The following is a 25,163-nucleotide window of genomic DNA, read 5'->3' as shown; positions in this document are numbered from 1 at the left end:
GTTAACGGGGTTTAGAACTTCAACGAACCCTGCATATACAGCGTGCGCGGCTGGCCTGCGTAGATGCCTTTGTTGTTGTCGTCGTAAGAGCGGGTGAAATACTCTTGGTCGAAGATATTTTTCACACCGAACGCCAGGTTCAGGTCTGCCATCTGCGGGCCGAAGTCATAGGCTACGCGTGCGCCCCAGAGCATAAAGCCAGGGATGCGACCGGTACTACCGTCAGCGCTCTCTTTAACGGTGTTGGCGTTATCCGCAAACTGGCTGGACTGGAAATCGCTATTCAGGTTGAAGGTCCAGTTGCCCGGCTTATAGTCCACGCCCAACGTGCCTTTGTGTTTTGGTGAGAAGGGCACCTGATTGCCATAGGTATCGCCTTTCTCGCGAATCTCAGCGTTCACATACGCATAGCTTGCGTAGACTGAAACGTTGTCGAGCATTGGCGTCAATGTGCCAAGATCATAGCGAGTCTGAGTTTCCAGTCCGGTATGGCGCGTTTTACCGCGTGCGGTAACGGTGTCGTTGGTTTGGTTGGAATCGTACTGATTATTAAAGTTAATCAGGAACAGCCCCATTTCCGCCGTCAGCGCGCCATCGTCGTATCGGGTTCCGAGCTCCCAGGTTCGCGCTTTTTCCGGTTCCACATTGCCGCTTTGCACAGCCTTGCCAATTTGGCTGTACTGTACGGTGCCGAATGAGCCTTCAGTGTTTGCATAAAGATTCCAGCTATCAGTCAGGTGATAAAGTACGTTTAGCGCCGGAAGTGGGGCGTTGTAGCTTACTTCCTCATGTGAGCCTTTGATGGCGTTGTTCTGGTATGACTCGATATGTTCAAAACGCATACCCGGTGTGATAGTCCAGTTGCCAATGTCGATTTTGTCATCCAGATACCAGGCGTGCGCTTCGGTGCCGGAACGAGTGTCGCGATCGTAAGGGCTGGCGCTGGACGGCAGTTGTCCGCTGCTGGTGGTCGTGTAGTAACGCATTTCATGCGTCGACTCGCTCACATAGCGGTATCCCACGCCCACTTCGTGCGCAGAAGGACCCACCATAAAGCTCTGACTGTAGCGTGGTTCAATGCCGCGTACCCAGTAGTTACGCGGTGAAAGGGTGAGGCGTTTTCCCTGTTCCAGGTAGCCGCTGCGCAGAGTTTCAGTGTAGAAGCCCTGAATATTGAATTTATGCTGGCTGTCCGGCTGGAACTGGTAGCCGAGGCTCGCCAGTTTGCGGCGCCCCCAGAAGCGATCGTAAGGGCGCGTGGATTGCCAGCGGTCGGCGTCGTAATCCGCGCGAGACAGGCCGCCGGGCATGTCAGCTTCACCGTCGTAGTATTGCAACAGACTGTTGAAGGTATGCACTTCGTTTGGCGCATATTTGCTTTTCAGCATCAGGTCGTCGATGCGGGTCGCGCTGTGTTCGCGCCAGTCGCTTCCACGTGTGCCGGAGTAAAGCAGGGCGGTACCAAAACCGTTATCCGCCGTGCCGCCCACCATCAGGTTGTGCGTTTCTTTTGGGTTATTTTGTGAAGATGTTGGGCTGAGCTGGCCTTCCACGCCGGCTTCCATGCCGAAGTCTTGCGGAATAGCGCGGGTAACAAAGTTCACCACCCCGCCCACGCTTTGTGGCCCGTAACGCACCGCGCCACCGCCGCGAACCACGTCGATGGCGTCCATATTTCCGAGTGAGACAGGCGCCAGTGAAAGCTGCGGCTGGCCGTAAGGAGCAAACGGTACGGGAATACCGTCCATCAGCACCGTTGAACGGCTGGCCAGGCGCGGATTCAGGCCGCGAATACCAAAGTTCATCGCCAGATCGTGGCTACCGGTGCCGTTGTTTTCTGGGGCGGTAACGCCAGGAATGCGGTTCAGTACCTCGCGCATGGATGTTGCGCCGGTTTTGGCGAAATCCTCACGGCGGATAACGTCACGTGCGCCGGCATGCTCGAATACGTCGTTTTCGCGCGCATCCCCCAGCCAGTCGCCCACCACGGTCAGGGCATCTTCTTGCGGTGTTGGTGCGGGCTCCAGCGTCCAGCTGTTATTACCCAGCGGTTTCACCTGCAGGCCACTACCGTTCAGCAGGTGTTGCAGGCCGGTTTCGACGTCGTAGTCACCGTGAAGACCGTTACTCTGTTTGCCGCGCGTCAGGCTGGCGTCAACCGACAGGGTAATTCCGCTGAGCGCGGCATACTGATTAAGGGCTTTGTCGAGCGAACCCGGTGCAATATCAACCTGCGCTGCGAAGGCGGATAACGACAGCCCGGCCAGCGGCAGCAGGCTCAGGCGAACGGCGTTAACCAAAGGTGTTGTTTTGCGAAAAACGCGTAAAGGCGTCATACCTTCTCCATCATCATTTTTGTTGTGTTCATCTATGAGTCGAATGAGAAGGGGAAAAAGGACAATAGAAATGAGAATTATTTTGCTTACAATGCGGAAATATTTACCCAGTATCGCGTAACTGACTGAATTTTCACTGGAAGAGTCTTGGCAATAACATCCAGGATTGCATCAGTATTTTTCAGCGGGAAAGTGCCACTCAGGCGTAACCCGGCCACAGCCGGATCGCAGCGCAGCACGCCGTTGCGATAACGGCTCAGCGTGGCAATCACTTCACCCAAAGGTTTATCGCTGAAGCTCAGAATGCCCTGCGTCCAGGTGGCGCTTTCATCATCCGCTGAGGCTATTGCACCAAATTCAGACGCGCTAAACTGCAGGCTCTCGCCAGCGCTGACGATGCGTTTTTCCTGCGGACGATTTGCCAGTAAGACTTCAACAGCGTGTTGTTGAACGACAACGCGTGTGACGTTGTCCTGCTGGTAGACGGTAAATTCTGTGCCTAATGCGGTGAGCTGGCCCTGGCGGGTCACAACGCGGAAAGGTCTCTGCTGCGCGTCTTTTGCGGTGGTAATAGCAATTTCGCCGTACCAGAGATGGACAGCGCGTTGACGCGTATCAAAACGAACGTCCGCGGCGCTTTGTGTGTTGAGCGTCAGCAGCGAGCCATCTTCCAGCCGCTGATGGCTGACCGCGCCTTTGGCGGTGCGGTAATCCGCGCGCAGACCTTCACCGGCTTCAGATTGCCAGAGCTGCCAGCCGCCGCCTACGCCAAGTAGCAGCAGTAGCCCTTTCATAACATGGCGACGGGTAAGGCGCGTATCGTGCAGCGCCCGGCTGGCGACATCGCCCGGTACGCGGCTGAGCTGGCTGCGCAGGTTTTCAACCTGTTGCCAGGCCCACTGATGATCTTTGTCCTCTTCGTACCATTGTTGCCAGCGCGCTTCTTGCTGTGGGCTGACACGCTCGCCGCTCAATACAGCATACCAGTGCGATGCCGAGCGCAATGCCTGGCGGCGAGAATCAGTGATAGAAGCGTTCACAGGCCGTGATCCAGACGAAACAGCAGACAATGTTCGATAGCCTTTGCCATATACTTTTTCACCGAGCTGACGGAGATACCGAGCTTCAGCGCGATCTCGCTGTATGTCAGACCATCCAGTTGCGAAAGCAGAAACGCTTCTCGTGTTTTTCCGTTCAGCCCGTCAAGCATGCTGTCGATGAGTTGCAGGGTTTCGAGCTGGCTCTCGCGTTCCTCGGGGGAAGGCGCGAGCGCCTCCGGCATAAGCGCCAACATCTCCAGATAGGCTTTTTCCAGCGCGTTTCGGCGAAACAGGTCGACCATCACCCGTTTGGCGAGAGTGCACAGAAAGGAGCGCGGATCGCGGATCGTCGAGAGCGAGTCGCTGCCCATTACCCGTAGAAAAGTGTCCTGGGCAATGTCATCTGCATCAAAGGCGGACTGGAGTTTGCGCGTCAGCCAGCTTTTCAACCAGCCGTGATGTGCGCCATAAAGCGACTCGAGCGTAAAGGAAGCAGTGGTAGTGGCGTGGTCAGACATGTGGAATGTATCAAAAGTTAATTATCACGCGTTTATAGTAATATGAGAATGGTTATCATTACAATTATAAATATAATTGTATTACGTTGAACTTCTTAATGCTTTGTTATTTATAAAAATGTTATGAGGTGGATATCGGATGGGGAAGGGGGAGTCTGCTTTTGGCATGTGACGGTTGGACTCACAGCGAGAAGCGGACATTGATTAAAACACAGGACAGCTCAATTCCCATGAAGAATACACTGGTGAGTTTACGGCAATCGCCAGTGAGTGGTCGCCACGGTTCCCGAGCTATCTTGCGGGCAATTGACTGTACATTGACTGCGCATTCAAAAGTGTTAAACGCTGGCGACAACTGGTATAACCATTACTCCTGCTTATCAAAACACATCTCGTCATACCTTATCCAACGACAGCGAGTGGTTATCTTATAGCCTGTCCATAACACCAGAAATATCGGAATACCGATATAGGTGGAGGCCACTCCGTACCAGTCGATTTTGTCATGCATAAATGCTTGATAGTTCTGGCCGAGTGTTACTGCCAGGCAGAGTAAGAAGGCAAAGATCGTTCCTACAGGGAAAAACGCTGAACGATAGGGCAGGACGTCAACGTTATGGCCTTGCTGTACATATCCACGTCGAAAACGGTAGTGGCTGACGGCAATCCCTAACCAGGCAATAAAGCCAGTCATTCCCGTCATGTTCAGTAACCACATATAGACGGATGCGTTATCAAACATCGACGATAAAAAACACAGTGCCGACACCATGGCAGTTGCCAGTAAAGCAAGCAGCGGCACGCCGTTACGCGTCAGTTGGGTAAAAAATGCAGGAGCCTTTCCTTCATGCGCCAGGTTAAAAAGCATACGGGTTGAAGCGTATAGACCAGAGTTACCAGCTGAGACCACGGAGGTGAGGATAACCGCATTCATGATCGCCGCGGCGGATAATAATCCTGCATTCTGGAATACCAGTGTAAACGGACTCATGCTGACATTATCTACATCGGATTGCAGCAGGTGCGGATCCGTATAAGGCACAATCAAGCTGATCACCAGAATCGCAAAAACGTAGAACAGCAAAATTCGCCAGAAAATCTGACGCATGGCACGCGGAATGGCTTTCTCTGGCTCTTGCGCCTCACCGGCGGCAATACCAATCAGTTCTGTACCCTGGAAAGATACGCCAACAATCATCGCCACGCCGATCATACTAAAGATATTGCCTGCAAATGGCCCCGAACCTGTTTGCCAGTTAAGCAGCCCGGCGTCAGGTGCCCCACGCAGGATACCAGTAATCATCAGTAACCCCAGCACAATGAAAATCACTACCGTTGCGACCTTAATGAGAGAGAACCAGTATTCCGCCTCGCCAAACCCTCTGACCGACAGCGCGTTTAGCAAGAAGATCAGCACCAGAAATCCTGCGCTCCAGATCCATCCAGAGATCTCCGGGAACCAGTACCCCATCACCAGTTGCGCGGCCACTAAATCCACTGCCGTGGCGACGGCCCAGCTGAACCAGTAATTCCAACCTAGTGCGAAGCCAAAACCTTCATCAACAAAGCGTGCGCCATAGACGGCGAACGCACCGGAAACGGGCATAAATGCAGCAAGTTCACCAAGGCCGGTCATGATGAAGTAGACCATAAGACCGATGATAATATACGACAATAGCGCACCAGCAGGACCCGCCTGAGCGATAGCAGCACCGGAGGCCAGAAACAGGCCTGTACCAATAGAACCGCCAATAGCGATCATCGAAAGGTGGCGTGTATGCAGGGTACGCTTAAGCGTCTGCGGAGCAGTTTGAGTATTTTGCATAAAAAAATCAGGTGAGGAGGCGCTGACAACCACAGCAAACTGTCAGCGCAAACCGGAGATGAAAAGAAAAATAGTCGTGCCTTGATCGTTAAATCAGAGTGTCATCATCATTTCGTGCCAGGCCATACCACCGTGGTCTGACTCTGACGGTTTTATATACTGGTAACCAAAATGAGCATACAGATCGACGTGGCGATCTTTACACAACAGGTGAATTGTTTTTTTGTTCATTGCTTTCATATGCGACACGAATTCACGCATCAGCAACGACGAGTATCCTTTCCCCTGATAATCCGGGTGAACCACGACAGACATAATCACGGCATTAGGAGCATCCGGATCGTGTCCAACCAGTTCTTTAAATTCTTCATCAGACATCACGACTTCCCATGCGCAGCCTGCATTGATGAAACCAATAATGTCGCCGTTCAGTTCCATACACAGGAAACCTTCCGGATAGCGGTTAATTCGGGTGGCTATTTTCTCGCGCGTTGCGGCTTCATCCCCTTCGTAGGATGTGATTTCAATATCATAGCAACGATCGACATCGGCGACAGTGGCCTGACGGAATACAGGGGTAGACATAGTTTTGCCTCTTCAGAATCATTTTGTTGTAAATATATTATCTTTTTTCAATCATGCTTTCTCTGCATTTTATGCAACAATAAAATGTATAATATTCATTAACTGCTGTTTTCAAATTTGCCCAGGATAAAAGAACCATGGTGTCGACGTTGCGTAAGACCGATCTGAATTTATTGCTTATCTTCGATTCTCTTTATCGGCATGGGAGCGTAACGGAGGCAGCTAACGAAATGGCACTAAGTCCATCGGCGCTAAGTCATGCGCTGAATCGCTTAAGAGCCTCACTTGACGATCCTTTATTTGTGCGCACCGGCGGACGCATGGTGCCAACGTCAAAAGCAGAGAGCATTGCCGCCAACGTTTCCGCCGCTCTGAGCAGTCTCTCTACTTGCCTGCATGAGCCTGAACACTTTGAGCCGGAAAAAAGCCGGGAGACGTTTACTTTTGCCGCTACGGACTACACGGCTGCGGTAATCCTGCCTGGCCTGATCGCGAGAGTTAACAGCCTCGCGCCGGGCATTACTATTAAGCTTATCTACTCACGTGATTTTAACGCCGATGAAGATCTGCTTTCGGGCAAAGTTGATTATGCCCTTGGTTTTGAAGAAGAGCAGAAAAATCCCCGGCGCGGTATTGAGTCTATTACCTGCTTTACTGATGATTACGTGGTTGCTGCGCGACGCGGTCATCCTGAAATTCATGATTCCCTTACCCATGAGCGCTATCTTAGCGCCGGGCACGTGGTGGTACGCCCATGGCTGGAATCCCGGGGTGCTATCGACCGTTATCTGGAAAGTCAGCAGGTACGCCGCCGAATTGTTGTTGAATTGCCAAGTCTGATGATTGCCCCGCTCATTGTTTCAAATACTGATCTGGTCATCACGCTTCCCAAGCGGGGCATCTCATCTGTTTTTGATATGAAAAATCTTGTGGTGTTTACTCCTCCATTCCCGACACCCCAGTATATTCTGAAGGCTTATTACAGCCCACAGCTCAGTAACTCACCTGGACATTTATGGATGAAAGAGCAAATTTTGCAGGTTTGCGAGCCGTAAAACCCGATTACGTCAATGAATGCAGCCGATCAAGCCCCTGACGCAGATCGGTGATCAGGTCATCCGGATCTTCCAGACCAATCTGGAGCCGGAGGGTTTCTCCCTTCTTGTTCCAGGTTGTCGCAGTTCGATATTCCCGGCAGTCGAAAGGAATAATCAGGCTTTCAAAACCACCCCAGGAATACCCCATTCCGAACAGCTGCATGTCATTCAGCATGCGTGTTACCGCCTGTTTACTGAATACGGGATCAAGCACCACAGAGAACAGCCCTGACGATCCCGTAAAGTCTCGCTTCCAGATTTCATGTCCCGGACAATCCGGCATTGCGGGGTGGAGTACAGTTTTGACTTCAGGTTGTTCTGCAAGCCAGTGAGCAATTGCCAGTGCCCGTGTTTCCGCTTCTTTCAGGCGAATATGCAACGTTCTCAAACCACGTAAGGCAAGGAAACAGTCTTCTGCACCCGGTAACATGGCCATACTGTCATAGGTGGCACGTAGCGCAGGCCAGGTCTCGGCATTAGCGCTCACCATCCCCATCAGCAAGTCAGAGTGTCCACTAAGGTATTTGGTCCCGGCTTCCACAGAGATGTCGCAGCCGTGTTGATGTGCATGGAAGAACAGCGGCGTTGCCCAGGTGTTATCGATGATAGTTTTAATATTCCGGCTACGTGCAATGCGGGTAAGCAGCGGGACGTCCTGAATCTCAAAGGTTTGCGAGCCGGGAGACTCCAGGAATAGCGTGCTGGTTTCAGGGCGGATCAGTGCGCAGATACCTTCTCCCACCATCGGGTCGTAATAAGTGGTTGTGACGCCAAATTTTTGCAGGGTGAGATCGCAAAAATTTCGCGTTGGGCGGTAAACGGAGTCCGGCATCAGGAGATGATCTCCTGCCTTGAGTGTCGTCATTAGCGCCAGAGCCACGGCGCCCAGTCCAGAAGGTGACATCACTGTGCCAGCAGCTCCTGCAAGCTCCGTCCAGGCATCTTCCAGATTTTTAATAGTGGGTGTGCCAAGCGTACCGTAAGCAAAGGCCGCCCGATTGTTTTCGAGATCTTCCACAGTTTCAAATACAACGGTTGAGCCACGATACACTGGGCTGTTCACAAAACCGTGCTGTTCACGAGTATTCCGCCCCATTTGCGTTAAACGGGTTGATAATTTAAGGGAGTGACTGTTCATATTTTTCATATACACATCCATAATTTATGACCTTGACAGCTGGTCAATTTTATTCAACAAATTTTAAAAATGGTGAGATGCAAAGAAGAATGCCATAAAAGGCAACATAATAATTTTTACAGGATCGCAGGTTGTCCAGTGCCGAGACTCTTTTTACCAGATAGAAGGGTATTAAACAGGCTACCAGTCCAAATACTGGGCCGGAAATTTGCATTAGCAGCATCACAGAAAAATCAAAACTTACCCAACCCCAGAGAAATATGACAATCGCTACGGCAATAATTATTGAAAGCAGTCTACGGTTAATATTTTCGCTGCCTGAGATGCGGGATATCATATTTACCGCTAGTCCCATAATAGCTTCTTTGAACCCCAGATAAATACTAAAAAATGCCGTTAATATTGCAAAGATATTTAGTGTCACTGAAAGTATGCTCACTAAATTTCCCGGCATGATTTGTGATGCCAGCGCCAGGGCAGAGATATTTTGTTCAAGAGCTGACGCTGCCTCTTCTTTGGTGATAGCGAAACTAAAGGAAAAGGCGAAGAACAGCACACTGACGACAAGTACAATGTAGGCAATGCGCGTAGCACGGATTGCTCGTAGTGAAGCAATGACTGGGTCGGACTCCAGTTTGCGATATGCGATGTTCATTGGGTTGAGGATCTGAACAAACAAAATTGAAAACAACGTAAATGGCAGCGTTAGCAAAACATCTCGCAGGAAGCTCATGACAGGAGGAAATGCAGAGATATTATTGATACTCCAGTATGGAGTCATTACTGCACCAAGAAAGACAATTACGGCAAGTTTAAAGAAAATCATCGGCCCGGAGATACGAAACAGCCATCTTTCACCCTGATTAGCAATCAACACCATAACACCTAATAAAATAAGAGGGTACCATGCTGTTTTGGATAAAAAACCATCGGTAATGTGATAGCTATGAAAATACGCAGCGCTATCGTTTACCAGACTCATGGCATAATTCAAAATCCCCATTAGCAACATTAAAAAGTAAGCAACACCTAACAATCCTCCCCAGTTTTTACCAAGATATTGGGTTATAATTTCTGCATAGCTGTCACAGGCTGGTGTCTGGGTTAAGGTTTTAAGGTACAGGTTCTGAAGCCAGTAGATTGCTGGATAGCTTAATGAAATAGAGGCAACAAATACCCATATTCCCTTTACGCCAGCCTGAATCGGCATGTAGATAATACCTGCTCCTATCGCCATGCCGATACACAATACTACCCATCCAAGATCGTAGGTTGTGAAAGGAATTCTATGCTTAATCACTGTATCTCCACTGTTTACCATCATTTTTAACCTCTTAAAAGAGACTTATATTTTCTGGATTTCTGTCGAACCTTAAATATGTGTGTAGGGTTCTAGTCATTACAGAATCTATTTCTGTAAGTTCATCTTTTAACGAAGATGTTGGTAAAACAATATTGTCCCGATAACAGCATCGCCGAATTGTGATTCGCACTGATATATAGCAATGACTGTGAATGTGAGTCACAGATGGTGTCGTCAATGATCAGCGCGCCATCACATTTTTTCCCGTAATGCAGTCTTCAGAAAATCCAGAAAATTAATAATAGTTTTGTCCCCTTGTGCTGAAGGCGAGACAATGGCCTGTAAACGATGAGTGACGCCAGGATCGTGAGCTGGTAGTACGCGTATTAACTTCCAGGAATCCAGATAATGGCTCACCAGATAATCCGGCAGACAAGCAACCCCACCATGGGCTAACGCTCTTTGCAGCAATAGCAGGCTGGAATTACACGAAAAATAGGGCATTACTTTTACCGTTTCGCTCTTGACCCCATGATGAAATGTCCATCTTCCCTCGCTGGTCATTTGCGGGTAGACCAGGCACTGATGGAAACGTAAATCGGCGGGAGTGCGAATCGGCGGATGACATTTCAGATATTCCGGAGAGGCACAATAGAACCAGCTGATATCCATCAGGCATGTATCATCTTCTTCATATCGTGCCGCTTCCGAAGAGATCCTTAAGGCGATATCAAACTCATCGCGCGCCAGATTAATCAGACGGTCGTCAAGTGTGACGTTAATGCACACACCCGGGTGTAGCTGCTGAAAGGAATTTGAAATATGTGGAATGTGGGTGCAACCAAATGCCACTGAACAGTTGATACGCAGTGTTTCAGTTTCTACGCTGGCAGCCAGTCCTTCAATGTCAGCAATCACCCGGCGTGCCACCTGAAGTATTCGCCGCCCACTTGCCGTTAACTGAATTGGGCGCGATTCGCGAGAAATCAGCACATTGCCAACAACGCCCTCAAGTTGAGTAAGACTCTTGCTGACAGCCGAAGGGGTCAACCCCAGTTCTCTGGCTGCCCTTGATTGATTACCCGTTTCTGCCACTTTGATAAGCACCTGAAACTGGTTGAGATAGCTTGAAAGTTTGGGAGCATTCATCTTTTTTCACGTTTCCAGTCAACAGATTTAAGCAATGGCCATGAGGCCAGTTCCAGTATCGAAAATAAACAAAAGAAAAACGCGGCCATGGCTAACGCTGAATTCAGGAGATGAAACAAAAATATCGAGCAGAGAAAAGGGGGGGTTATCGTGAATAGTTTTCACTAGAACAAGTGCAGTAAACAAAAAGATAAAGACATTTAACAAACGCATGGTTAGTCCTGAGATTCAGGTCGATGATTAGCATGTGTTCAGTTTACTTGCGCTATCATTTGCCTGCGCTGCATTTAATTCATTATTAAAATGTACTATTTTCATTTCTTATCTTAGTTTTCAGGGCACGGAAGCAGATAGGGATAACACGTTGATGTAACGATAAAGTTCGCAGAGTTGCTAAGGAACTGGAAACGAGATATTAAAAATACCAACGTCCACTCCTGGCACGGAGCGGGCATATTTACTGAGTTGAAGGTCCAGTGTGAGCGTGAAGCAGCTGTTACTTTTCGGGAAAAGGTGAGTTGCAGATCAGGAAATGCTCAATCGAGTCGATTAAACCGGGAGCTAAGGGGAGCGCGGGTTCAGTGTATGACGCGATATTCGCTTTGCGATCGCCCGAAGTCACCTCTTTCATAACATGGTTCATATTGGGCAGTATAACCAGGGACGCTTGAGGATTCGCGGTCTTAAGCAGTCTTGCATCCGTTTCTTCCACCTGGAGATCGCGTTGCCCTTGTAGCACTAACACGGGTTTGGAAATACTCGAAATGAGATGACCCGGATTATATGAAAACGCATTGATCAAAAACCCCTGAACAGCAGGATTAAAGATACTTTGCAGTGCTGGGTGAATATTCGTAATATCGACTCGCCGCCGATGCTCCAGAGCATCAATTATCGGCAGTGCCTGCTTTAATAGAATTTCATTTTCCGGATTAGCGTTAAGTTGCCCCCTCAACACCTCGCCCATCGGCCTCCCGGGCGTTGCGATAAGAATCACACCGCACACATTCTCTTCTTGAGCCGAGGCAAGTGCGACTACGCCCCCTTCACTGTGCCCTAAAACCCAAATACAGGGGGTGTGCATGTGACGTCTAAGCACGTCTACCCAAGATCGAACGTCGTCAACATAGTCAGCAATCGTCACCGCATTGGCATCCTCTACGGCCATTGCGCTAGCGAACATTCCACGTTTGTCGATACGAAGCGTCGCAAAGCCTTTGGCAGCAAGGCCTTCAGCAAGAAGTCGGTAAGGCGATGCATTCACACCAAGCGGGTTGTTTCCATCCCGATCGGTTGGCCCGGAGCCAGGAATGATAAGAACAACGGCTGTTGGTTTTGAATTCGGGGTGAGTAACGTGCCTTTCAAAGGACCTTTTGGCCCTGCGGCATCCAGGACAGTTTCGGAAAAGGTCACCGGTACTGCCGCCAGACTCACAAATGGGCAAGCGCCCAAAAGGGCAATTGAGGCGGCAATATTCATTGGAGATGTTCCTGTAAAATTCAGCGTACCCGTCAATTTATATTATAAATATGGCCTGCTCTCCATGGATTAATATATCAGCGGCGATAGAAAAGCCCTCTGCTGGCACAGAGCGGAGGTACTGGGTGAGTTTAAAGTCTGCAGTGAGCGAAGAGCGGACATCTCAACTCATTGGTGTTCCTGTCTATTGATATGAAAGCCCGGAACGGCAAGCGTCTGGAACAAATACCAGCGGCTATTATGAATGAAGTGTTGGCCAGGCTAAGTTGAGGTTTTGATATGCGCAATGAGCAATGGCATAAAAGCAAAAAGCCTGCTTAGTTTCCTAAGCAGGCTTCTTAAATATGGCTCCTCTGACTGGACTCGAACCAGTGACATACGGATTAACAGTCCGCCGTTCTACCGACTGAACTACAGAGGAATCGTTTGAACGAGGCGCATATTAGCGAGGGTGGTGAGGCTTGTCAAAGGGGTAAATACATTTGTGTGTTCGTTTGCTGACAAAATCAGCAAAGCGGCGATCTTTCCGTCTTTTTATGCTTTTGCCCCATTCTGGTGCGTGTCTACCTCTTCCAGGGCAGACTGAATGAGATACTTAGGTGTGCAGAATGATCTTTCTCCGCTTTTACTCCTGACTTTACGCGGCTTTAACCGTAAAACACCGTTTTAGACGAAAGTGGCAAGCATCTTGCAGTCCTGAATTTAATGACTGCCAGCACGGGTTCTGGTATTCCGACAGGAGGCAAAATGAACTTCAGACGACTGAAATATTTCGTGAAAATCGTCGATATTGGTAGCCTGACCCAGGCAGCGGAAGTGTTGCACATTGCGCAACCCGCGCTGAGCCAGCAGGTCGCTACGCTGGAAGGTGAGCTGGATCAGCAATTGCTGATTCGTACCAAGCGTGGCGTCACGCCGACGGAAGCAGGAAAAGTGCTATATACCCACGCCCGGACGATTTTACGTCAGTGCGAACAGGCGCAACTTGCGGTTAATAACGTGGGCCAGACCTTGAGTGGACAGGTCTCTATCGGCCTTGCGCCGGGGACAGTCGCGTCATCCATTACCATGCCGTTATTACAGACGCTACGTGCCGAACTGCCTGATGTGCTGGTCTATTTGCATGAAAACAGTGGGGCAGTGCTGAATGACAAGCTGCTCAGCGGGCAATTAGATATGGCAGTGCTCTATGAGCGTTCACCTGTGGCGGGCATCAGCAGTCAACCGTTGCTTAAAGAGGATCTCTACCTGGTCGGCACGCGTGAGTGTCCTGGCCAAAGCGTCGATTTAGCCGCGGTGGCGCAGATGAATTTGTTCTTGCCACGGGATTACAGCGCGGTTCGCCTGCGCGTGGATGAAGCTTTTTCGCTACGTCGCTTAACGGCTAAAGTGATTGGCGAAATTGAGTCTATCTCCACCCTAACGGCCGCCATTGCCAGTGGTATGGGTGTCACAGTGTTGCCTGAGTCGGCCGCCCGTTCATTATGCAATGCGGCTAACGGCTGGATGGCACGCATCACAACACCATCGATGAATCTGCCATTATCGTTGAACGTATCAGCCAGAGGGAGCTTATCGCCCCAGGCGCAGGCCGTGAAGGAGATCCTGTTGTCGCTGGTCAGCCGTCCGGCGCTGGAAAATCGCGAGCTGCAGCTGGTCAGCTAAACCTTATTCCCACAAGGAATAAGATGCAGGTTTTTATTATTTGTTATGCCGGGCATCAGACTTTAACAATAGCGTAATGTCTGATGTGCCCGGAGCGAAATGTGAATTTCCAGCAACTTAAAATAATCCGCGAGGCGGCCCGTCAGGATTACAACCTGACAGAGGTCGCGAATATACTGTACACCTCGCAGTCGGGCGTCAGCCGACACATTCGTGAACTTGAAGATGAACTTGGCATCGAGATTTTTATCCGTCGCGGTAAACGCCTGTTGGGCATGACCGAACCGGGTAAAGCCTTGCTGATTATTGCCGAGCGTATTCTGAATGAGGCCAGTAATGTTCGTCGACTGGCGGATCTGTTTACCAATGACACGTCCGGCGTTCTGACGATTGCCACCACGCATACCCAGGCACGCTATAGCTTGCCTGCGGTGATAAAAGCCTTTCGTGAGCTGTTCCCTGAGGTGCGTCTGGAACTTATTCAGGGTACGCCACAGGAGATTGATGTCCTGCTACAAAATGGCGGGGCAGATATCGGAATTGCCAGTGAGCGGCTGAGCAGCGATCCATTGTTGGTGGCTTTTCCCTGGTTTCGTTGGCATCACAGCCTGCTTGTTCCTCACGACCATCCATTAGTGAAAGCTTCTCCGCTCACGCTGGAGTCTATCGCTCACTGGCCGTTAATTACCTATCGTCAGGGGATTACAGGGCGTTCCCGCATTGATGAAGCATTTGCTCGCAAAGGGCTGATACCGGATATTATTCTCAGCGCCCAGGACTCGGATGTGATTAAAACTTACGTGTCGCTGGGGTTGGGGATTGGGCTGGTGGCAGAGCAATCCAGCGGCGAGCAGGAAGAGGGGACCTTAACCCGTCTTGATACCCGGCATTTGTTTGATGCAAATACCGTTTGGCTAGGGCTTAAACGCGGACAGCTGCAGCGCAACTACGTCTGGCGATTCATCGAGCTATGCAATGCAGGGTTATCCGTCGATGAAATTAAGCGCCAGGCGATGGAGCCAGATGAGGCGGTGATTGATTATCAGATTTAACTACAAAAGCCCGTGAGTAAACGGGCTTCCCTGACGTCGCTGAATGGCGGGTAGAAAGCTGCGTTACATCAAGGTCTCCAGCCTCAGATCCTGCGTCGGTACCCGCGACAATATCGAACAAGACACCGCCCGTCCCGAATCCGCATAAATAAACTGAAATCCATTCTTCACCGAAAGAACATCTCGATTGGTAAACATATAGAATTTATTACTCTGACTACGCCGGGCAACGTAGCGTGACTTTCTCACCGGCTATTGTACTCAGTGGAATTACTAATAAAGCGGTTAGCGCTGCTTTCAGCAGTATCGGCATGGGCAAGTATGGGTCTCATTTTGATGTCGTTGCACGATAAGATACTTAACCATGACGTTAACGAATTGGATCATAGAGACATTTTGCATATGCAGACGGACATTCTCCCGTCGTCAGTATGGAAAAGCCTGGATGTGGAGTGAAGCGCTTTACCCGGCAAATGGGATAGCAGAAAAGCAAAAAGCCTGCTTAGTTTCCTGAGCAGGCTTCTTAAATATGGCTCCTCTGACTGGACTCGAACCAGTGACATACGGATTAACAGTCCGCCGTTCTACCGACTGAACTACAGAGGAATCGTTTGAACGAGGCGAATATTAGCGATGCCGCTCAGCGTTGTCAAAGCCTGAATAGATAAATGCGATCGTTTGCTGAAATATTCCCCATTTCGCCGCTTATTCAGACGCAACCGGTTGTTTTATGCACTTTTCGCGTTCGGGGCGCGGGTATTTCCACAGCCAGCGTCCGGTGACCATACGCCAGTAAAATAACGCGGCGCGTACGGCCCAGTCGAAGAACATACCTAACCAAACGCCGACAACGCCCCATCCTAATACGATACCCAGGGTGTAACCCGCGACTACGCGGCAGCCCCACATGCCCAGCATCGATACCCACATAGCAAAACGTGCATCTCGCGCACCTTTAAAGCCTGCTGGTAACACCCAGGATGCAGCCCATATCGGCATAAATGCTGCGTTGAGCCAAATCAGGATGACTATGACCTCTTTTACATCCTGATCGTGGGTATAAAATGAGGCCATCACTCCGGCGAAAGGAGCGGTTAGCCAGGCAATTGCCGTCAGGCCGATCGTCGACAGCCAGAATACATGCCGCAGCTGGATTTCAGCCTGGGCAATCTGACCATTTCCCAGACGCCTGCCGGTAATGATTGTCGACGCGGAACCTAAAGCATTCCCCGGTAAGTTGATAAGCGCGGCGATAGAAAATGCAATAAAATTCCCGGCGATAACGCTGGTTCCCATGCCTGAAACAAACATCTGCGTCAAAAGTTTACCGCCATTGAACAGCACTGACTCGATACTTGCCGGAATGCCGATCCCCATCACCTCCCAGATAATGGCGAGATTGAGTGGCTTAAAATAGCTTTTGAAGGGAATTCGCAGCGCGGGGTTAAAACCAATCATCAGTACCCAGATGATGGCAATCGCCCCGATGTAGCGCGAAATGGTCAGTCCCAGGCCTGCTCCCACAAATCCCAGACCTTGCCAGGAAAAGATCCCGTAAATCAGGATGCTACTGATGATGATATTCAGGATGTTCATGCCGCCGTTAATCAACAACGGTATTTTTGTATTTCCGGCTCCACGTAGTGCGCCACTGCCGATCAGCGCAATGGCTGCCGCCGGGTAGCTGAGCACCGTCAGCTCCAGATAGGTGAGTGCCAAAGCTTTAACGTCTGGCGTTGCTTCACCTGCGACAACGTCAATAATCTGTTGACCAAAATAGTGAATGACAGCTGCCAGAACGGTAGCAAAAATTGTCATGATCACCAGTGATTGTCTGGCCGCGGCTCTGGCCCGTCGACGATCTCGTTTCCCGAGGCTAAATGCTACAACCACGGTGGTGCCCAGATCGATGGCGGCGAAAAATGCCATGATGACCATATTAAAGCTGTCGGCGAGTCCGACACCGGCCATCGCTTCTTTTCCCAACCAGCTGACCAGGAAGGTACTGAGAACACCCATCAATAGCACACAGGTGTTTTCCAGAAAAATGGGGACAGCCAGCGGAGTGATTTCGCGCCAAAAGAGAACCTTATAACTCTTGCGTTTGGCATACCAGGGCGTGCGGGAAGCGACCTGGCGTAAGGCAGCGGAGACGTTCAAAGTGGACCTTAACGAAGAAAGTTGAAACCTCATTTCAAATGATGAGGGAGAATCAAAAAAGCTGCAAAGTTTTTTCTATTTAAAATGTCTGTAAATGCAACAAACTGTCGAGAGAAGCATCAATTGATTCGCATTCGAGGAAATGGGGTTTGACAAAATTTTTTTCGCCGCTAAGATAAGCCTCCACAACGATTCCTCTGTAGTTCAGTCGGTAGAACGGCGGACTGTTAATCCGTATGTCACTGGTTCGAGTCCAGTCAGAGGAGCCATATTTAAGAAGCCTGCTCAGGAAACTAAGCAGGCTTTTTGCTTTTTGTTTCAAGCCTGATCGAGCGAACCTACACCGGAATCTTACGCCGGGAAATCCCCATGCTGACGCGCAACCAACGTCAGAATGGAATACAGCGCCACCGCCTGCTGGTGCTGATTAAAGATCTCCACCGACCACTCCACCACGCCGGTCGCTTTTTCTTCGGCATTGCGCTGACGTTTCACTGTTTTGCGTTTGCAGGTTAAACGCACCTGGATAGTGTCGCCCGGCTTAACCGGCTCGATAAAGCGCAGGTTTTCCATGCCATAGTTGGCAATCACCGGACCGACGCCCGCGTCAACAAACAGACCGGCTGCGGCGGAAATCAGGAAGTAACCGTGCACCACGCGCTCGCCGAAAATGGAATCGGCTGCTGCAATCTTGTCCATATGGGCGTAGAAGTGGTCACCGCTGAGGCAGGCAAAGTTAACGATATCCGCTTCGGTCAGTGTACGACGTGGCGTCAGCAGGCTGTCGCCCGGCTGGATCTCTTCGAAGTATTTACGAAACGGGTGAATACGATCTTCCTCTACCCGAGCGCCACGCACCCACTGTTGGCTTACCGCCGCGAGCATGGTTGGGCTGCCCTGAATGGCGGTGCGTTGCATGTAGTGTTTCACCGCACGCAGACCGCCCAGCTCTTCACCGCCGCCTGCGCGTCCAGGCCCGCCGTGGACCAGCTGTGGCAGCGGAGAGCCGTGACCGGTCGATTCCGCCGAGGACTCTTCGTTCAGCACCTGAATACGCCCGTGGGCGCGGGCCGCACCGAGGATAAACTCTCGCGCCAGTTCGCCGCTCGCCGTCACCAGCGTTCCTGCCAGACTGCCTTCACCGGCGCGCGCCAGCGTCATGGCATGCCCGGTATTTTGATACGGCATCAGCGTGGCGACCGGACCAAAGGCTTCAATTGCATGTACCGCGGCAATTTCATCCGGCTGCGGACAAAACAGCAGCGTTGGCGGGAAGAAAGCCCCAGCCGTGCTCAGATCTGCTTTTCCGCCCAGCAGCACCTCACACCCGGCTTCAACCAGACGATTCACATTATCCTGCACGTCCTGACGCTGATCATTATTCACCAGCGACCCCATCTTCACGCCTTCCTGCGCCGGATCGCCCACTACCACTTTTTGCAGACGGGTAATCAGCGCCTCGCTGACTGCTTTCACCTGCGCCTGTGGCACGATAATGCGGCGTATAGCGGTACATTTCTGCCCGGCTTTGGTCGTCATCTCGCGCACGACTTCACGTACAAACAATGCAAACTCAGGCTGTTCTGGGGTGACGTCATCACCAAGCACACAGCAGTTGAGTGAATCCGCTTCCATGGTGAATGGAACCGATTTAGTCACCAGGTTGGGGTGCACGCGCAACTGCTGCCCGGTATGAGCAGAACCGGTAAAAGTCACCACATCCTGGCTGTCGAGGTGATCGAGCAGGTCACCCGCGCCGCCACAGATAAGGCTAATTGCGCCGTTCGGTACCAGGCCACTGTCGATAATCGCTTTCACCATTGCCTGAGTGAGCTGCGCGGTGGCGGTTGCAGGTTTGATAATGGCTGGCATCCCGGCAAGCCAGGTTGGCGCCAGCTTCTCCAGCATACCCCAGCAGGGGAAGTTAAAGGCGTTGATATGCACCGCAACACCGGATTTGGAGGTCAGCACGTGGCGTGCGGCAAAACCGCCCTGTTTGGACAGCGGGATCAGTTCGTCTTCCGGCCACAGTGTATCGTCCGGCAGCTCGCGGCCACCGAGACTGGCATAAGTGAAAAGCGTGCCAATGCCTCCTTCGATATCGACCCAGCTGTCACCGCGCGTTGCTCCGGTTTGCGCAGATATGGCATAGAAATCGGCTTTCAGTTCCATTAAATGCTTCGCCACCGCTTTTAGCATCGCGCTGCGCTCAATAAAACTCATTGCCTGTAACGCTTTGCCGCCGTGCTCAATAGCAAAGCGGCGCGCCTGCGCCATATCCAGTCCAACGCTTGTCACTTCCCAAAGCGCTTCACCGGTAAGGGCGTGGTGGATGGTGCGGGTGCGGCCCCGGCCTGTCTGCCAGGCACCGGATAAATAACTGGCTAACTGCTGCATCGTTAATCTCCAGATGTGTTCCGTAATATCTCTTTAAATAGTTCTTTTATGAATCACAAAATGCAAGCGAGATTTTAATAATTTATTAACAATGAGATCGCGAACACTTTACCTTCATTGGTTATCTATCTGTTATTAATGGATAAACAAAAACCATTTGCGACAGGTATCGCAAAACCAGCAAACAAAATTTGTGGTTTTATTTAACCAAGATGTAACTTTTATAAAACAAAGTGATTCAAGAATATTGATTTGTTGAAATTATCGGAATCATAAGGTGATGACATGACAGAAGAACAACGCTTTGACCAGCTCATCGCGCAGGAAACGGCCATCGAGCCGCAGGACTGGATGCCGGACGCATACCGTAAGACGCTGATCCGCCAGATTGGCCAGCATGCGCACTCGGAAATTGTCGGCATGTTGCCGGAAGGCAACTGGATAACCCGCGCACCCACGCTGCGGCGTAAGGCCATTCTGCTGGCAAAAGTACAGGACGAGGCCGGACACGGACTGTACCTCTACAGCGCGGCGGAAACACTGGGCTGCGCGCGTGAAGATCTGTACCAGAAGATGCTCGACGGCCAGATGAAATACTCCTCCATTTTCAACTACCCAACTCTGAGCTGGGCGGATATCGGTGTGATCGGCTGGCTTGTCGATGGCGCGGCGATTGTTAACCAGGTGGCGCTGTGTCGTACCTCCTACGGCCAGTATGCCAGGGCGATGGTCAAAATCTGCAAAGAAGAGAGCTTCCATCAGCGTCAGGGCTTCGAAGCGTGTATGGCGCTGGCTACCGGTAGCGAGGAACAGCGTCAGATGCTGCAGGACGCCATCAACCGTTTCTGGTGGCCTGCGCTGATGATGTTTGGCCCGAACGACGACAACTCACCGAACAGCGCCCGCAGCATGGCGTGGAAAATCAAACTGCACTCCAACGACGAACTGCGTCAGCGCTTTGTTGATAACACGGTCCCGCAGGTAGAAATCCTCGGTATGACCGTGCCGGACGCCGACCTACAGCTTGATGAAGCGACGGGGAAATATCGATTCGGCGAGATCGACTGGCAGGAATTTAATGAGGTCATCAACGGTCGTGGTGTCTGCAACCACGAACGTCTGGGCGCAAAGCGTAAGGCCTGGGAAGAAGGGGCATGGGTGCGCGAGGCCGCACTGGCGCACGCCGAAAAGCAACAGGCCCGCGACGCGGCGTAAGGAGAGAGTCATGAGCAAAACATACTGGCCGTTATACGAAGTTTTTGTCCGCAGCAAACAGGGGTTATCGCACCGTCACGTTGGCAGTCTGCATGCCGCCGATGACCAGATGGCGCTGGAAAATGCCCGCGATGCCTATACTCGCCGCAGCGAAGGCTGCTCCCTCTGGGTGGTGAAAGCCAGCGAAATTGTTGCGTCACAGCCGGAGGAACGCGGTGAATTTTTCGACCCGGCGGAGAGCAAAGTCTATCGCCATCCCACGTTCTACACCGTGCCGGACGGCATGGAACATATGTGAGGCAACGATGAATAACCTGAATCCCGTTGCAACCTATGCCCTGCGTCTGGGCGATAACGGCCTGGTGCTGGCTCAGCGTCTGGGTGCCTGGTGCGGCCATGCGCCGGAGCTGGAGATTGATCTGGCGCTGGCTAATATCGGCCTCGACCTGCTGGGGCAGGCGCGCAACTTCCTCAGCTACGCAGCCGAACTGGCGGGTAGCGGCGACGAAGACACGCTGGCTTTTGGTCGTGATGAGCGTCAGTTCCGCAACCTGTTGCTGGTAGAACAACCTAACGGCAACTTTGCCGACACGATCGCTCGCCAGTTCTTTATCGACGTCTGGCACGTGGCGTTGTTCACTCGTTTAGTTAACAGCCGCGATAAGCAGATTGCCGCTATCGCCGCCAAAGGACTGAAAGAGGTGCGTTATCACCAGCGCTTCAGCCGCGGCTGGCTGGAGCGACTGGGGAATGGTACTGACTACTCCGCGCAACTGATGCAGAAGGCGGTGGACAATCTGTGGCGTTATACCGGCGAATTGTTCCTTGCCGACGAACTGGAGATCGGTCTGGCCAGGCAGGGCATTGCCGTCGATCCGCGCGAACTGAAAACCGAATGGCAAACGACGGTACACACTGCGCTGATTGATTCTGGTTTACACGTTCCGCAAGAGGCGGCGTTTCGCAACGGCGGTAAGCAGGGGCTACACAGCGAACATCTCGGGCCGATGTTGGCCGAGATGCAGTACTTGCAGCGTGCGTATCCTGGGCAGCAGTGGTAGCAGGGGGGGCTATGCAACGTCTTACCGCGATCGCACCGCCAGAGGTGCACACCGTTTGGGGGCTGTTAAGTGCGATTTCCGATCCGGAAGTGCCGGTGCTGACCATCACCGATCTCGGCATGGTACGCAGCGTTGAGCGCTGCGGCGACGGCTGGGTAATCGGCTTTACGCCGACGTACTCCGGCTGCCCGGCCACCGAGCATCTACTGGGTGAAATTCGCGCGGTGATGGCGGAGCACGGCTATACGCCAGTACATATCGTCCTGCAGCTTGACCCACCGTGGACCACTGACTGGATGAGTCCGGACGCCCGCGAACGCCTGCGCCAGTATGGTATCAGCCCGCCGCAGGCCCACGCCTGTCATGCCGAAATGCCAACTGACGTACAGTGCCCGCGCTGCGCCAGCACCCATACCTCGCTGATTAGCGAATTCGGTTCCACGGCCTGTAAAGCGTTATATCGCTGCGACAGCTGCCGTGAACCCTTTGATTACTTTAAATGTATTTGAGGTTGCGATGACAACATTTCATTCGCTTACCGTGGCCAACGTCGAAGCGGAAACGCGCGATGCGGTGACCATCACTTTCACCATTCCTGACGCGCTGCGTAATGACTACGCCTTTCGACCGGGCCAGCATTTGACGCTGAAAGCTCACCTCGGTGGAGAAGAGCTGCGTCGTTGTTACTCCATTTGTCGCAGCCGCTCGCCGTCGGAAATTAGCGTCGCGGTTAAAGCTATTGACGGTGGGCGTTTCTCCCGCTATGCCCAGCAGGATATCCAGCAGGGTATGACGCTGGAAGTGATGGTGCCGCAGGGCCATTTTGGCTACCAGCCGCAGGCCGAGCGCGAAGCCGAATATCTGGCGATTGCCGCCGGGTCCGGCATTACGCCGATGATGGCGATTATTGAAGCGACGCTGACGACCGAACCGGCCAGCCAGTTCACGCTGATCTACGGCAACCGCAGCAGCCACAGCATGATGTTCCGTCAGGCGCTGGCCGATCTGAAAGACCGCTATCCGCAGCGTTTACAGGTGGTGCACCTGTTCAGTCAGGAGTCGATGGACAGCGATCTGCTACAGGGTCGTATTGACGGCGACAAACTGCGTGCGCTGGGCAAAAACTTGCTCGATTTCAGCCGCTTTGATGACGCCTTTATCTGTGGCCCATCGGCGATGATGGATGAAGCCGAAGTGGCACTGCGTGAACTGGGTATAGCGGAAAAATCCATTCACCTTGAGCGTTTTAATACGCCGGGGACCAGCGTGAAACGCGCCACCGGCATCCAGGCGGAAGGCCGCACGGTCACCCTTCGTCAGGATGGGCGCGATCGCCTGATTTCACTGAATGCGGAAGATGACAGCATTCTCGACGCCGCGCTGCGCCAGGGCGCTGACCTGCCGTTCGCCTGTAAAGGCGGCGTGTGCGCCACCTGCAAATGCAAGGTGGTCAGTGGCGAGGTGGCGATGGCCGCCAACTACAGCCTTGAAGCCGATGAACTGGCGGCGGGCTATGTGCTGAGCTGCCAGGCGCTGCCAACCAGCGGTGACGTAGTGGTCGACTTCGATGCGCGGGGGATGGCATGAGCGAACTGCTGATTTCCCGTCACGACCGTGTACTGCAACTGACTCTGAACCGTCCGCAGGCGCGTAACGCCCTGAACAATGCGCTGCTAACGCAGATTGCTGACGCGTTGGAAAGCGCGGCGGCGGACGCCAGCATCAGCGTTTGCGTGATTAGCGGCAACACGCGCTATTTCGCCGCCGGGGCCGATCTCAATGAAATGGCGGAAAAAGATCTGCCCGCCACTTTCGACGATATTCGCCCACGCCTGTGGGCACGTATTGATGCCTTCAACAAGCCGTTGGTCGCGGTGGTTAACGGTTACGCACTGGGCGCGGGCTGCGAGCTGGCGCTGCTGTGCGACCTGGTGATTGCCGGGGATAACGCGCGCTTTGGTCTGCCGGAGATTACTCTCGGCACCATGCCAGGGGCGGGCGGTACGCAGCGGCTTATCCGTTGTGTTGGCAAAGCGCTGGCCAGCCGAATGGTGCTGAGCGGTGAAAGCATTGATGCCGAACGAGCACAACGGGCCGGGCTGGTGAGTGACATTCACCCGGCGAACCTCTCTGATGAATACGCGCTCAAGCTGGCGGCGACCATCGCCCGTCACTCACCGCTGGCGCTGCGGGCGGCAAAACAGTCTCTACGCGCTGCGCAAGAAGTGGGTCTCCAGGCCGGTCTGGTGCAGGAACGTCAGCTGTTTACGCTGCTGAGCGGCACCGAAGATCGTCGTGAAGGCGTCAGCGCCTTTTTAGAAAAACGCACACCGGAATTTAAAGGACGCTAATCGTGGACGCATTTATTCTCAGCGAAGTGGAGCAGGGCGTGATGACTATCACCCTGAACCGCCCGGACCGACTCAACAGCTTTAACGACGTGATGCACCAGCAGCTCGCCGACTGCCTGAAACAGGCCGAGCGCGACGACACCATTCGTTGCCTGCTGATCACCGGTGCCGGACGCGGGTTTTGCGCCGGACAGGATCTGAACGACCGTAACGTTGACCCGAGCGGCCCCGCGCCGGATCTGGGCATGTCGGTGGAACGCTTCTACAACCCGCTGGTGCGCCGCTTAGCCGCGCTGCCGAAGCCGGTTATCTGTGCCGTCAACGGCGTTGCCGCTGGTGCTGGTGCCACACTGGCCATGGGCTGCGACATCGTCCTCGCCGCGCGCTCGGCGAAGTTTGTCATGGCCTTCAGCAAGCTCGGCCTGGTGCCGGACTGCGGCGGAAGCTGGGTGCTGCCGCGCGTAGCCGGTCGCGCTCGCGCCGTCGGCTTACTGATGCTTGGCGATAACCTCAGCGCCGAACAGGCCGCGCAGTGGGGCATGATCTGGCAAGTGGTCGACGATGCCGAGTTGAAAGATACCGCGTTGACCATGGCGCGCCGTTTCGCGACGCAGCCGACCTATGGCCTGGGGCTGATTAAGAAAGCCTTGCAGCTTTCCGAAACCAACACGCTGGATCAGCAGCTTGAGCTTGAGCGCGACTACCAGCGCATGGCCGGTCGCAGCGACGACTATCGCGAAGGGGTCAGCGCCTTTCTCGGCAAACGCCCACCACAGTTCAGCGGGAAATAA

22 protein-coding genes, 3 tRNA genes and 1 pseudogene are annotated in these 25,163 nt (G+C 52.5%); 12 read left to right on the top strand and 14 right to left on the bottom strand.

Annotation, left to right across the window (positions count from 1 at the left end; all coding sequences use genetic code 11):
- Positions 1–11: 11 nt before the first annotated feature.
- The 5 genes from fecA to OGX94_RS22875 all read right to left on the bottom strand — a co-directional run bounded on the left by fecA (position 12) and on the right by OGX94_RS22875 (position 6,304).
- Positions 12–2,336 (bottom strand): TonB-dependent Fe(3+) dicitrate receptor FecA, encoded by a 2,325-nt coding sequence (fecA, locus tag OGX94_RS22895; RefSeq protein WP_126955985.1) that lies wholly within the window; start codon positions 2,334–2,336, stop codon positions 12–14.
- Positions 2,337–2,422: 86 nt separating this feature from the next.
- Positions 2,423–3,376, bottom strand: coding sequence for a ferric citrate uptake sigma factor regulator FecR (fecR, locus tag OGX94_RS22890; RefSeq protein ID WP_128317709.1), 954 nt, complete (start codon positions 3,374–3,376; stop codon positions 2,423–2,425).
- Positions 3,373–3,894, bottom strand: coding sequence for a ferric citrate uptake sigma factor FecI (fecI, locus tag OGX94_RS22885; RefSeq protein ID WP_003832221.1), 522 nt, complete (start codon positions 3,892–3,894; stop codon positions 3,373–3,375). Before fecI ends, fecR begins: the two co-directional genes overlap by 4 nt.
- Before the next feature lie 367 nt (positions 3,895–4,261).
- On the bottom strand, positions 4,262–5,719 hold the full coding sequence (locus OGX94_RS22880) for an amino acid permease (protein WP_126955989.1): 1,458 nt from the start codon (positions 5,717–5,719) through the stop codon (positions 4,262–4,264).
- Between the two features lie 93 nt (positions 5,720–5,812).
- Positions 5,813–6,304 (bottom strand): GNAT family N-acetyltransferase, encoded by a 492-nt coding sequence (locus tag OGX94_RS22875; protein WP_126955991.1) that lies wholly within the window; start codon positions 6,302–6,304, stop codon positions 5,813–5,815.
- Positions 6,305–6,441: 137 nt separating this feature from the next.
- Here OGX94_RS22875 and OGX94_RS22870 point away from each other — a divergent pair, with 137 nt between their 5' ends.
- A complete protein-coding gene (locus OGX94_RS22870; RefSeq protein ID WP_126955993.1) occupies positions 6,442–7,359 on the top strand; it encodes a LysR family transcriptional regulator in 918 nt (305 codons plus the stop codon).
- Between the two features lie 7 nt (positions 7,360–7,366).
- Here the strand turns inward: OGX94_RS22870 and metC are convergent, their stop codons facing one another.
- The 5 genes from metC to OGX94_RS22845 all read right to left on the bottom strand — a co-directional run bounded on the left by metC (position 7,367) and on the right by OGX94_RS22845 (position 12,471).
- On the bottom strand, positions 7,367–8,548 hold the full coding sequence (gene metC / locus OGX94_RS22865; protein ID WP_257661610.1) for a cystathionine beta-lyase: 1,182 nt from the start codon (positions 8,546–8,548) through the stop codon (positions 7,367–7,369).
- Positions 8,549–8,588: 40 nt separating this feature from the next.
- Positions 8,589–9,776: an amino acid permease gene (locus OGX94_RS22860; protein ID WP_257661736.1), complete on the bottom strand. Its 1,188-nt coding sequence runs from the start codon at positions 9,774–9,776 to the stop codon at positions 8,589–8,591.
- Positions 9,777–10,094: 318 nt separating this feature from the next.
- Positions 10,095–10,991 (bottom strand): LysR family transcriptional regulator, encoded by an 897-nt coding sequence (locus OGX94_RS22855; protein ID WP_286570011.1) that lies wholly within the window; start codon positions 10,989–10,991, stop codon positions 10,095–10,097.
- A gap of 27 nt (positions 10,992–11,018) precedes the next feature.
- Positions 11,019–11,204, bottom strand: a complete 186-nt coding sequence (locus OGX94_RS22850) for a hypothetical protein (RefSeq protein WP_257661612.1) — start codon at positions 11,202–11,204, stop codon at positions 11,019–11,021.
- Between the two features lie 283 nt (positions 11,205–11,487).
- Positions 11,488–12,471 (bottom strand): alpha/beta hydrolase, encoded by a 984-nt coding sequence (locus OGX94_RS22845; RefSeq protein ID WP_257661613.1) that lies wholly within the window; start codon positions 12,469–12,471, stop codon positions 11,488–11,490.
- A 183-nt stretch (positions 12,472–12,654) separates the two neighbouring features.
- On the opposite strand from OGX94_RS22845, the pseudogene OGX94_RS22840 reads away from it, so the two are divergent.
- Positions 12,655–12,741: pseudogene (locus OGX94_RS22840) on the top strand (type II toxin-antitoxin system PemK/MazF family toxin); the annotation flags it as partial.
- A gap of 75 nt (positions 12,742–12,816) precedes the next feature.
- Here the strand turns inward: OGX94_RS22840 and OGX94_RS22835 are convergent.
- Positions 12,817–12,892: transfer RNA gene (locus OGX94_RS22835), tRNA-Asn, on the bottom strand.
- Positions 12,893–13,218: 326 nt separating this feature from the next.
- Here OGX94_RS22835 and nac point away from each other — a divergent pair.
- The gene (gene nac, locus OGX94_RS22830; protein WP_008784390.1) at positions 13,219–14,136 is read left to right on the top strand and encodes a nitrogen assimilation transcriptional regulator NAC; all 918 of its coding nucleotides are present in this window, start codon (positions 13,219–13,221) and stop codon (positions 14,134–14,136) included.
- Between the two features lie 101 nt (positions 14,137–14,237).
- Positions 14,238–15,188 carry an HTH-type transcriptional regulator Cbl gene (gene cbl / locus OGX94_RS22825; RefSeq protein WP_003832224.1) on the top strand — a complete coding sequence of 317 codons (951 nt, stop codon included), beginning with the start codon at positions 14,238–14,240 and terminating at the stop codon, positions 15,186–15,188.
- Between the two features lie 530 nt (positions 15,189–15,718).
- Here the strand turns inward: cbl and OGX94_RS22820 are convergent.
- Positions 15,719–15,794, bottom strand: a tRNA-Asn gene (locus OGX94_RS22820).
- A 99-nt stretch (positions 15,795–15,893) separates the two neighbouring features.
- On the bottom strand, positions 15,894–17,381 hold the full coding sequence (locus OGX94_RS22815; RefSeq protein WP_003846749.1) for an EmmdR/YeeO family multidrug/toxin efflux MATE transporter: 1,488 nt from the start codon (positions 17,379–17,381) through the stop codon (positions 15,894–15,896).
- 160 nt (positions 17,382–17,541) lie between these two features.
- Here OGX94_RS22815 and OGX94_RS22810 point away from each other — a divergent pair.
- Positions 17,542–17,617: transfer RNA gene (locus OGX94_RS22810), tRNA-Asn, on the top strand.
- 82 nt (positions 17,618–17,699) lie between these two features.
- On the opposite strand, the gene paaZ is transcribed toward OGX94_RS22810, so the two are convergent.
- A complete protein-coding gene (gene paaZ, locus OGX94_RS22805; protein WP_257661614.1) occupies positions 17,700–19,745 on the bottom strand; it encodes a phenylacetic acid degradation bifunctional protein PaaZ in 2,046 nt (681 codons plus the stop codon).
- Positions 19,746–20,030: 285 nt separating this feature from the next.
- Here paaZ and paaA point away from each other — a divergent pair, with 285 nt between their 5' ends.
- Genes paaA through paaG form a run of 7 tightly spaced genes read left to right on the top strand, consistent with a single transcriptional unit; the run spans position 20,031 to position 25,163 of the window.
- Positions 20,031–20,960: a 1,2-phenylacetyl-CoA epoxidase subunit PaaA gene (gene paaA / locus OGX94_RS22800; protein WP_286570006.1), complete on the top strand. Its 930-nt coding sequence runs from the start codon at positions 20,031–20,033 to the stop codon at positions 20,958–20,960.
- Positions 20,961–20,970: 10 nt separating this feature from the next.
- Entirely contained in the window at positions 20,971–21,258 is a 288-nt protein-coding gene (paaB, locus tag OGX94_RS22795) for a 1,2-phenylacetyl-CoA epoxidase subunit PaaB (protein WP_003832229.1), read from the top strand.
- Between the two features lie 7 nt (positions 21,259–21,265).
- Positions 21,266–22,021, top strand: a complete 756-nt coding sequence (gene paaC, locus OGX94_RS22790) for a 1,2-phenylacetyl-CoA epoxidase subunit PaaC (RefSeq protein WP_257661616.1) — start codon at positions 21,266–21,268, stop codon at positions 22,019–22,021.
- 11 nt (positions 22,022–22,032) lie between these two features.
- On the top strand, positions 22,033–22,530 hold the full coding sequence (paaD, locus tag OGX94_RS22785; protein WP_126318451.1) for a 1,2-phenylacetyl-CoA epoxidase subunit PaaD: 498 nt from the start codon (positions 22,033–22,035) through the stop codon (positions 22,528–22,530).
- 7 nt (positions 22,531–22,537) lie between these two features.
- Positions 22,538–23,608, top strand: coding sequence for a 1,2-phenylacetyl-CoA epoxidase subunit PaaE (gene paaE / locus OGX94_RS22780; protein ID WP_063941443.1), 1,071 nt, complete (start codon positions 22,538–22,540; stop codon positions 23,606–23,608).
- Positions 23,605–24,372: a 2,3-dehydroadipyl-CoA hydratase PaaF gene (gene paaF / locus OGX94_RS22775; protein WP_257661617.1), complete on the top strand. Its 768-nt coding sequence runs from the start codon at positions 23,605–23,607 to the stop codon at positions 24,370–24,372. The genes paaE and paaF overlap by 4 nt, the downstream gene beginning before the upstream one ends.
- A 2-nt stretch (positions 24,373–24,374) precedes the next feature.
- A complete protein-coding gene (paaG, locus tag OGX94_RS22770; RefSeq protein WP_126318447.1) occupies positions 24,375–25,163 on the top strand; it encodes a 2-(1,2-epoxy-1,2-dihydrophenyl)acetyl-CoA isomerase PaaG in 789 nt (262 codons plus the stop codon).

The organism is Citrobacter sp. Cpo037 (assembly GCF_030332945.1).
In the GTDB taxonomy this organism is placed as follows: domain Bacteria; phylum Pseudomonadota; class Gammaproteobacteria; order Enterobacterales; family Enterobacteriaceae; genus Citrobacter; species Citrobacter portucalensis.
The sequence above is the reverse complement of the archived record's forward strand: the minus strand, read 5'-3'. Positions and strand labels throughout refer to the sequence as shown.